The organism is Moorena sp. SIO1F2, assembly GCF_010672755.1.
GTDB lineage: Bacteria > Cyanobacteriota > Cyanobacteriia > Cyanobacteriales > Coleofasciculaceae > Moorena.
In genome coordinates, this window is sequence record NZ_JAAHFV010000314.1 from 1 (window position 1) to 7,538 (window position 7,538).

The following is a 7,538-nucleotide window of genomic DNA, read 5'->3' on the forward strand; positions in this document are numbered from 1 at the left end:
TTACCCTTAATCAAAATCTCCCCCATCTCCCCATCTCCCCATCTCCCCACCCTACTGTTAATTATGGGTATTCAACCGGACTTGATATTATTTCTTCTTACCCTTACCCTGGGATTTATGCTTGCCCTTACCCTGGGATTTATTCTTGCCCTTAGCATCGGACTGTTCGGGATAAATATAGAAGGGCTCTTTGCCGTAATTCTCGATATAAAGCTTGGTGCCACCATCAGTAGTTTCACCTTCTAGGATCAGCTTGGATGAGCGGGTGTCAGGATCTGGTTCGCCCCCGGCCTGATAAACGGCTTGGTTGTCCCGGTCATAGAAGATTAATTGACCGTCTTCTTGCATATGCAATTGACCAGGCAACTTGGCAGAGCTGGGATCCTCAAGGAACACGAAAGGCTCTTCTAAGCTAGTGCCAGTTAAGACTGGACCCTGTCCGGGCTCGTTGGTCAAAATGGCAGTGCCATCAAGAGCCATAATTGTCTCTCCCGGCGCTAAGAAGCCTTCTCCTCTGGCATCGAGAACGTTGACATCCATAATCTCGCCCACGAGATTAGTCATCATCAGTTCTTTAATCTTGTATTGATCCCAGTTATAGTATTTAGCTAACAGCTTTAAGTAGGTAAGCTTGGTGGCAGCGGCAATTGGGGTCATATCATAGGCACCAACTGCTCCTACCTGACTCAGCCATGAACCTGCTGCATAAGTCTGGGAATTGACAATCCCGCTGAGAACTTGTGTACAGTCAACAATCACGGTACCATTGTTATCAGCTTCGTCGAGAACTTTGTAAATCGCCCCATTCTCAGGAGTGTCTGGATTGCCAGACGGGAAATTACCTGCCCCATAAGACTCCAGAATTAAACCATCGACTCCCTGATTAATACAGGCCGCCAGCATATCCCCAAGTACGCTGGTATTGGGGTCAGCAGAGACATCATAATAGGCGGGGAAAGCGGCAAAGGGAAGAATGGTAATGCTGTTAATATTATCGTTAATGTAGGTCAGTTGAGCTGATAAAGCGTCATAAGCAGGCTCCCCCTTGACAGAGAGTGCCAGGGAGGGGTCTGTGGGCAAGGGGCGCACGACTTTGTTGTCCACGTCAAAGTCTAAGCCATATTCCCCAATATTGGGATAGTTGGGAGTGGAGAAGGCTTTGAACTCACTGGCGTTGGTCTTGACCGTGCGATTGCCCCTCATTAAGGTGGAATCAAAGTACAGACAAACTTCCGGTACACCTTCACAACAGGAGGTTACGGCACCACAGACGTTTTGGAGTGCATCGGTGTTGAAGCGTACAGTATAGGAGGAGTCGGCTTTCTCTACAAATAGTGGCAGTTGGGAGCCAGTCACAACCAACGGCTTGCTCAACAAAGCGTTATAGTTGCCATCGCTATCTAACCCCGTCATCAAAAACGACAGTATGGAAGCGGTCCAAGCCATGGTGTCCGTGCCATGGAGCACAATAAAAGACTCATAGCTATCGTAGGCTTCCAGGATTGCCATCGCTATCGTACACCAGTCTTGGGGCTGCAAGTTGGTACTGTCGAGAGTGCTGTTATTGGGACCAAACCCGATATCAATATAGCCAATGGTACAATCGGGATATTGACTTTGAATTATCGGCAAAATATTCTCATCAAACGCCTTTTGGAAACCAACGGTATCTAGTGGATACAGCCCATCGGGTCCCTGCACAGAACCAATGGTGCCCCCTGTGTATAAAATCCCTATGTTCATAAAACAATCATAAAATTTGTTTGCTACTAAATTATACAGAATTGATGGGAAAAGGGAATAGGTAACAGGGAATAGGGAACAGGTAACCTTAGGAAGGAGTGCCAAATATTTTTTGATTTTATAGCGTTTATCGCAGTTATGATTTACAGTCTTATTTAACGTTGATTCCCTCTCTTGATGCAGCGATCGCTATTCCCGATTCCCGATTCCCGATTCCCGATTCCCGATTCCCGATTCCCGATTCCCTGTTCTCTGTTCCCTAAAGAAATAACATTAGTATCTAAAATCATGAAACCATACACATCCTATGACACTGACTACTATCAATGGATACAGGAAACCGTAGAAAATCTCCGAAATCGTAATTTTAGTGAGGTGGACTGGGAGAATTTAATTGAAGAAATTGAAAGCATGGGTAAAAGTGAAAAGCGAGCATTATTGAGTCTTTTAACCCGTCTTTTAGAACACCTGCTGAAACTGGCTTATTGGAAATATGAACAAGAACGAAATAGGAATCATTGGGCAGCTGAAGTTGTTAACTTTCGCACCCAAATTAAAACTATTATTGAGGATAGCCCTAGCCTTCGTAATCAACTGGAAAATTTCTACGACAAAGCCTATACCAGTGCTGTAAAATCCGTTTCTAAACTGTTTACACTTCCCCCAGAAGCGGAAATTGATTTCACACAAGCTTTGGATGATGATTGGTTTCCATAACGGTTGGCGAGTTGTTTAAGTACATAGTTATGGTTTTTTAGGGAACAGGGAACAGGGAATAGGGAACAGGGAACAGTCAATAGAGCAATTGGCCTCCAAAATAAGTTATTTTTATAAGTTTAAATTAGGTTTTTTGCGCAATTTTAATAATTAAAGTATCTGCAAATTGCTATATTCTTTCCGGTCTAATGAGGTACACATAATTGTTACCCGATTCCCGATTCCCGATTCCCGATTCCCGATTCCCGATTCTCTATTTACTATTCCCTGTTCCCTAAAACCGAGAACTCTGTACCTCACAAAATTAAGAACCGCTATATCCTAGGTTGACATCTCAAGAAAGGGTAGAATAAATTCAGAATAATTGATTCTGGGTGAAAATAATGAAAACGAAGAAACTCACTCCCCTTCAAGCTGCTCCTGTTCAGCGTGAAACTGTGACGAATGCTTCAACAGCAGATGCTAATGCGATCGCACCGGCTGGTGCAGGCGGCGGCAGGGGGTTACCGAGGGGTGTTCCTTTTGCGGGCGGCGATGCTGAGTAGTTGCGTGACGGGCTAGCCCTGATTTTCTGACAATTGGAACGGGCAAGATGCCGGTTCCACGTTCGATGCTGAGAATTGTAACCGGCAAGATGCCGGTTCCACGTTCGATGCTGAGAATTGTAACCGGCAAGATGCCGGTTCCACATTGGATGCTGAGAATTGTAACCGGCAAGATGCCGGTTCCACATTCGATTCCCATTCCACATTGGATGCCCGTTCCATGGCATTGGGAAACGGGCAAGATGCCCATTCTACATTCGATGCCAATTCCACCCACTGGGTCAAACAGCAATAATTAGATGGATCCTGAAGTAGAGAGCGATCGCATCTGAAGCATGCTTTACGATAATAGAGTAAAAACAATACTTCCGCCTCTGGTGGGCAGTGGCTGATCAGCTCTTCACCAACCTTGCCAATTTCGCGATTCTTGCCACTGCCCACCCTACCATTCTTGAGTAGAAGCGATCGCATTTGCCAATCCTTGACAGATAGACTAAAAAAAATACTTCCGCCTCTGGTGGGCAGTGGCTGATCAGCTCTTCACCAACCTTGCCGATTTCGCGATTCTTGCCACTGCCCACCCTACGATTCTACTATTCCCGATTCCCGATTCCCGATTCCCGACTCCCTACGTTACTGGTTAAAATAAACGTTATGAATACTCAGTTAGCCTTATGGAAAGTCGTTATTAGTCTGCCTGAACATCTCAAGAGGGAACTATTGCATTATGCAGACTATTTACGAGAAAACTATCCAAATAATACACAATCTGATCACGAAAAGATAGGAACCACTCACGGTTATGGTAGTTGGGCAGGTCAAATCATTATGTCAGATGATTTTGATGAACCATTAGAAGATTTGGTAGAATATATGTAATATCATCTCCGGTTGAATACTTATACTAGGCGCAAAAGCAAGGCAGAAGGCAGAAGGCAGAAGGCAGAAGTAAAGGAGTAAGGTTTCAAGGCATAAAGTTTTTTCTAACTAATTCTCCGGACCTGATATTACTCGATAGTCCCAGGGATTGGTAATGGCAATATTACAGTTTTTAAAATCATCAACATTACGAGTCGCAAGGGTAGCATTATGGATTAAACAAATAGCTGCAATTTGAGCATCGGCTTGAGAAATTGGTTGTCCTATTTTTCTTCTTTCCGATGCAATTAATGCAAAACTTACAGCCGCTTTTTGGTCAAAGGAAAGAATACGCCCTGAGAAGTCTTCTGTAAACATTAAGTTAGCCGCTTTTTGCAGTTCATATTGTCTTTTCCCTTGTGGTAAAATAGCAATACCATACAGAATTTCGGCTTGAGTAATGGTAGTAGTATATAAGTTTGTTATAAGTTGTTGAGATGTCCAGTTAGAGACACTGAATGAACAGTTATTACCTTTCATTAACTCGGAAATGACATTAGTATCTAAAATGATCATTGATCAAATTGAGGAGGAGTACGCATTTTATCTCTGGTAATTTCTGGAATTTCTACATCTGCTAAATGAGCAAAACGTTGTTTGATTCTCTCGGCAAGATTTAAAGATTTTGTGGGAGTTTCAGCTTGTCGATAATCTTGGGTCAAATTAGTTTGTTGAGCAACTAACTTAAAAGTCTCAACAATTTCTGTAATGATAGCAATCTGTTTTGGACTTAGACCACTGACATCGATTACTTTATTTTCCATCACAAGTTTACTCGTTCGTTTACGTAATGGTATGCCTGATTATAGGTAAGCTATCAGCTAATGCGCTACGCGCACGCTACTTGAGGTGCTATCAGATTATGCCCATAGCCCACACTACACATTCTAATCAAACTCCCCATCACCCCATCACCCCATCTCTAAAAAAAGTAGTTCCTGGTTGGTGGGCAGTGGCTGATTATTCACTAGGCTGTTTGCTAATTCCGTTGCTAGCCACTGCCCACCCTACGATTATCCCCATTAACCCATCTCCCCATCTCTAAAAAAAGTAGTTCCTGGTTGGTGGGCAGTGGCTGATGATATATTCACGGCTCTGGCTAATTCCGTTGCTAGCCACTGCCCACCCTACGATTATCCCTATCTCCCCATCTCCCTATCTCCCTATCTCCCTATCTCCCTATCTCCCCATCTCCCCATCTCCCCATCTCCCCACTCCCCACGTAACAAAACGTAAGAAAAAACCTATTGACACAGGCACAGCCAACTCAATAAGCTAAACCACAGAAAGTTTAATTCTATGGAGATGAAACCATGCCCAAGAAAAAACTCCTACCCAAACAGACTGCTCCTGTGTCCCGTAACGGGGTAGCAAGGCAAAATGAGGAGTCAGTCTCCGAGTCCCTCTCCCAGTACTGTGGAGCGTCAGAAGTAAATCCAATGAAAGGACGTCCTTTTGCGGGCGACGACGCCGAGTAGTGCCCTTAATTTACCACTATCCGATCAAAATGTCAAAACCCCTTTTTGGTCTCGGATGGCGCACGATTTGCCTGGATAAATTTGCGAGCTACCTGTGCCACTAACTCGTTTTCGGTTACCTGGCACGGGCGTGCTTGGCGGGCAGCCCGTCCCAGAAGGTAGAGTCGCACTCGAAACTGAGGGCTGACTTGAGAGAAGCTTGCTACCCCAGTGGCATTGTGGAGCAGGCTTCTTCTTGGGTTTATAGCGTTGGCAGAAGCCTTGATATGAGAGGCGGCATGAATAGGAGTGGGGTGGGCATCCTGCCTGCCTGGGAATATTGATAACCGGCAAGATGCCGGTTCCAAGGCAGGAAACAGGCAAGATGCCTGTTCCACAACAAGATGTCCATTCCACCCACTGGGTAAAAGAGTAATAATTTAGATGCATCATGAAGATGGAAGCGATCGCATTTGCTGGCTGCATGACACAGAGAGTAAAAAAAGTTCCTGTCTGGTGGGCAGTGGCTGATCATAGCTTCACGGCTGCTGGCCAATTTCAGGCAACAGCCACTGCCCACCCTACGATTCCTCCCCATCTCCCCATCTGAAAATGGAAGCGATCGCATTTGCTGGCTGCATGACAGATAGAGTTAAAAAAAGTTCCTGTCTGGTGGGCAGTGGCTGATCATAGCTTCACGGCTGCTAGCCAATTTCAGGCAACAGCCACTGCCCACCCTACGATTCATCTACGATTCCTCCCCATCTCCCCATCTGAAAATGGAAGCGATCGCATTTGCTGGCTGCATGACAGATAGAGTTAAAAAAAGTTCCTGTCTGGTGGGCAGTGGCTGATCATAGCTTCACGGCTGCTAGCCAATTTCAGGCAACAGCCACTGCCCACCCTACGATTAATTTCCCGATTCCCGATTCCCGTTCCCCTCCTGGGAGGGGTTAGGGGTGGGTTCCGATTCCCGATTCCCGATTCCCGATTCCCGATTCCCGATTCCCGACTCCCGATTCCCGACTCCCGATTCCCGATTCCCGATTCCCGATTCCCAATTCCCCAAAGCCAGTGACTACCACCTACTCCCCCCAAATTACCTATCAGTGGCTCGAAAACTTTGATGCTGCTGCCTCCTTAGAATACGATGACTACACCTGCCCCAGCATTGCTAGCCACTGGCAAGGTGCCAGCCCTCTCGGGGAACTGCTGGGTTTAGCAGCAGTAGAAAATGATGAAATGGTGGGCTTGCTGGTGGCGGAACTGCGCAAAGACCCCAAAACCGACACCACTAGTGGGGTCATTCTTTCCCTGTTCGTCCACCCAGAAAACCGCAGACAGGGGGTTGCCAGCGGGTTAATCACCCATCTGGAAGGCCACGTCCGGGAACTGGGTTGTAGCCAAATGGAGCTATCCTACCAAGCCACAGAACTCACCACCGTTGCCTTAGAACCCTTGCTGGAAAGATTGGGATGGGAAACTCCTAAAATTTCCCTAATTTTGGCAAAATCTGATAGCGAACATATTGCCCAAGCCCCCTGGATCCACCACTATCGTTTCCCGAAAGATTTCACCCTGTTTCCTTGGGCAGAGCTAACCCCAGCCCAGGAGGAACGGATTCACCAACGGCAAAAGCAAAAGGTTTGGTATCCTGAATCCTTGTCTCCGTTTCTGGAACCCTCAAAACTAGAACCCCTCAACAGTTTGGGTTTGCTCTATCAAGGAGAGGTTGTGGGTTGGATGGTGAACCACCGGGTTGGCCCCGATACTATCCGCTATACCTCGATGTTTGTGGTGCGACGGTTCCAACGGCGTGGCCGTGGTGCCATGCTGGTTGCAGAGTCTATCATGGCTCAACTCGATAGCGATATTCCTTACTATACCTGTGCCGTGGGGGAGAGTAACCAACCGATGCTTCAATTCGTGGATCGTCGCCTTAAACCTTATTTGACGTCATTGACTGAAGCGTATCGGAGTCTTAAGAAATTAGGGAGTAGGGAGTAGGGAGTAGGGAGTGTGGGGAGATGGGGAGATGGGGTGATGGGGAGATGGGGAGATGGGGAGATGGGGAGATGGGGAGATGGGGTGATGGGGAGATGGGGTGATGGGGAGAGAACAGGAGCAGGGAACAAGAATTCTTGAAATTGATTAAGGA

16 protein-coding genes are annotated in these 7,538 nt (G+C 46.4%); 11 read left to right on the forward strand and 5 right to left on the reverse strand.

Annotated elements, in window-relative coordinates; translation table 11 throughout:
* Positions 1-87: 87 nt before the first annotated feature.
* Complete coding sequence (locus tag F6J94_RS26545) at positions 88-1,848, reverse strand: asparaginase (protein ID WP_293045686.1); 1,761 nt, start codon at positions 1,846-1,848, stop codon at positions 88-90.
* Between the two features lie 183 nt (positions 1,849-2,031).
* Between F6J94_RS26545 and F6J94_RS26550 the strand changes: the two genes are divergently transcribed.
* The 3 genes from F6J94_RS26550 (at position 2,032) to F6J94_RS26560 (ending at position 3,005) form a co-directional block, all read left to right on the forward strand.
* Positions 2,032-2,460 carry a DUF29 domain-containing protein gene (locus F6J94_RS26550; protein WP_293045740.1) on the forward strand — a complete coding sequence of 143 codons (429 nt, stop codon included), beginning with the start codon at positions 2,032-2,034 and terminating at the stop codon, positions 2,458-2,460.
* 166 nt (positions 2,461-2,626) lie between these two features.
* Positions 2,627-2,785: a hypothetical protein gene (locus tag F6J94_RS26555; RefSeq protein ID WP_293045689.1), complete on the forward strand. Its 159-nt coding sequence runs from the start codon at positions 2,627-2,629 to the stop codon at positions 2,783-2,785.
* 58 nt (positions 2,786-2,843) lie between these two features.
* Positions 2,844-3,005 carry an anacyclamide/piricyclamide family prenylated cyclic peptide gene (locus F6J94_RS26560; protein WP_293045692.1) on the forward strand — a complete coding sequence of 54 codons (162 nt, stop codon included), beginning with the start codon at positions 2,844-2,846 and terminating at the stop codon, positions 3,003-3,005.
* Positions 3,006-3,017: 12 nt separating this feature from the next.
* On the opposite strand, the gene F6J94_RS26565 is transcribed toward F6J94_RS26560, so the two are convergent.
* Positions 3,018-3,476, reverse strand: coding sequence for a hypothetical protein (locus F6J94_RS26565; protein ID WP_293045695.1), 459 nt, complete (start codon positions 3,474-3,476; stop codon positions 3,018-3,020).
* Between the two features lie 183 nt (positions 3,477-3,659).
* Here F6J94_RS26565 and F6J94_RS26570 point away from each other — a divergent pair, with 183 nt between their 5' ends.
* Complete coding sequence (locus F6J94_RS26570) at positions 3,660-3,884, forward strand: DUF2281 domain-containing protein (RefSeq protein ID WP_293045745.1); 225 nt, start codon at positions 3,660-3,662, stop codon at positions 3,882-3,884.
* Between the two features lie 108 nt (positions 3,885-3,992).
* Here the strand turns inward: F6J94_RS26570 and F6J94_RS26575 are convergent, their stop codons facing one another.
* Both F6J94_RS26575 and F6J94_RS26580 read right to left on the reverse strand, forming a co-directional pair.
* A complete protein-coding gene (locus tag F6J94_RS26575) occupies positions 3,993-4,439 on the reverse strand; it encodes a type II toxin-antitoxin system VapC family toxin (RefSeq protein ID WP_293045701.1) in 447 nt (148 codons plus the stop codon).
* Positions 4,436-4,690 carry a hypothetical protein gene (locus tag F6J94_RS26580; protein WP_293045706.1) on the reverse strand — a complete coding sequence of 85 codons (255 nt, stop codon included), beginning with the start codon at positions 4,688-4,690 and terminating at the stop codon, positions 4,436-4,438. Before F6J94_RS26580 ends, F6J94_RS26575 begins: the two co-directional genes overlap by 4 nt.
* Positions 4,691-4,785: 95 nt before the next feature.
* Here F6J94_RS26580 and F6J94_RS26585 point away from each other — a divergent pair, with 95 nt between their 5' ends.
* Genes F6J94_RS26585 through F6J94_RS34455 form a run of 3 tightly spaced genes read left to right on the forward strand, consistent with a single transcriptional unit; the run spans position 4,786 to position 5,401 of the window.
* Positions 4,786-4,968, forward strand: coding sequence for a hypothetical protein (locus F6J94_RS26585; RefSeq protein WP_293045711.1), 183 nt, complete (start codon positions 4,786-4,788; stop codon positions 4,966-4,968).
* Positions 4,969-5,001: 33 nt separating this feature from the next.
* Positions 5,002-5,202, forward strand: coding sequence for a hypothetical protein (locus F6J94_RS26590; protein ID WP_293045717.1), 201 nt, complete (start codon positions 5,002-5,004; stop codon positions 5,200-5,202).
* A 34-nt stretch (positions 5,203-5,236) separates the two neighbouring features.
* Complete coding sequence (locus tag F6J94_RS34455; protein ID WP_364302999.1) at positions 5,237-5,401, forward strand: anacyclamide/piricyclamide family prenylated cyclic peptide; 165 nt, start codon at positions 5,237-5,239, stop codon at positions 5,399-5,401.
* A 32-nt stretch (positions 5,402-5,433) separates the two neighbouring features.
* Here the strand turns inward: F6J94_RS34455 and F6J94_RS26595 are convergent, their stop codons facing one another.
* Positions 5,434-5,778: a hypothetical protein gene (locus tag F6J94_RS26595; protein WP_293045722.1), complete on the reverse strand. Its 345-nt coding sequence runs from the start codon at positions 5,776-5,778 to the stop codon at positions 5,434-5,436.
* 53 nt (positions 5,779-5,831) lie between these two features.
* Here F6J94_RS26595 and F6J94_RS26600 point away from each other — a divergent pair, with 53 nt between their 5' ends.
* The 4 genes from F6J94_RS26600 (at position 5,832) to F6J94_RS26615 (ending at position 7,525) form a co-directional block, all read left to right on the forward strand.
* Positions 5,832-5,990, forward strand: a complete 159-nt coding sequence (locus F6J94_RS26600) for a hypothetical protein (protein ID WP_293045726.1) — start codon at positions 5,832-5,834, stop codon at positions 5,988-5,990.
* 349 nt (positions 5,991-6,339) lie between these two features.
* Entirely contained in the window at positions 6,340-6,507 is a 168-nt protein-coding gene (locus tag F6J94_RS26605) for a hypothetical protein (protein ID WP_293045731.1), read from the forward strand.
* Entirely contained in the window at positions 6,455-7,387 is a 933-nt protein-coding gene (locus F6J94_RS26610) for a GNAT family N-acetyltransferase (RefSeq protein ID WP_293028805.1), read from the forward strand. Before F6J94_RS26605 ends, F6J94_RS26610 begins: the two co-directional genes overlap by 53 nt.
* Before the next feature lie 12 nt (positions 7,388-7,399).
* Positions 7,400-7,525 carry a hypothetical protein gene (locus tag F6J94_RS26615; RefSeq protein WP_293045735.1) on the forward strand — a complete coding sequence of 42 codons (126 nt, stop codon included), beginning with the start codon at positions 7,400-7,402 and terminating at the stop codon, positions 7,523-7,525.
* Positions 7,526-7,538 lie beyond the last annotated feature (13 nt).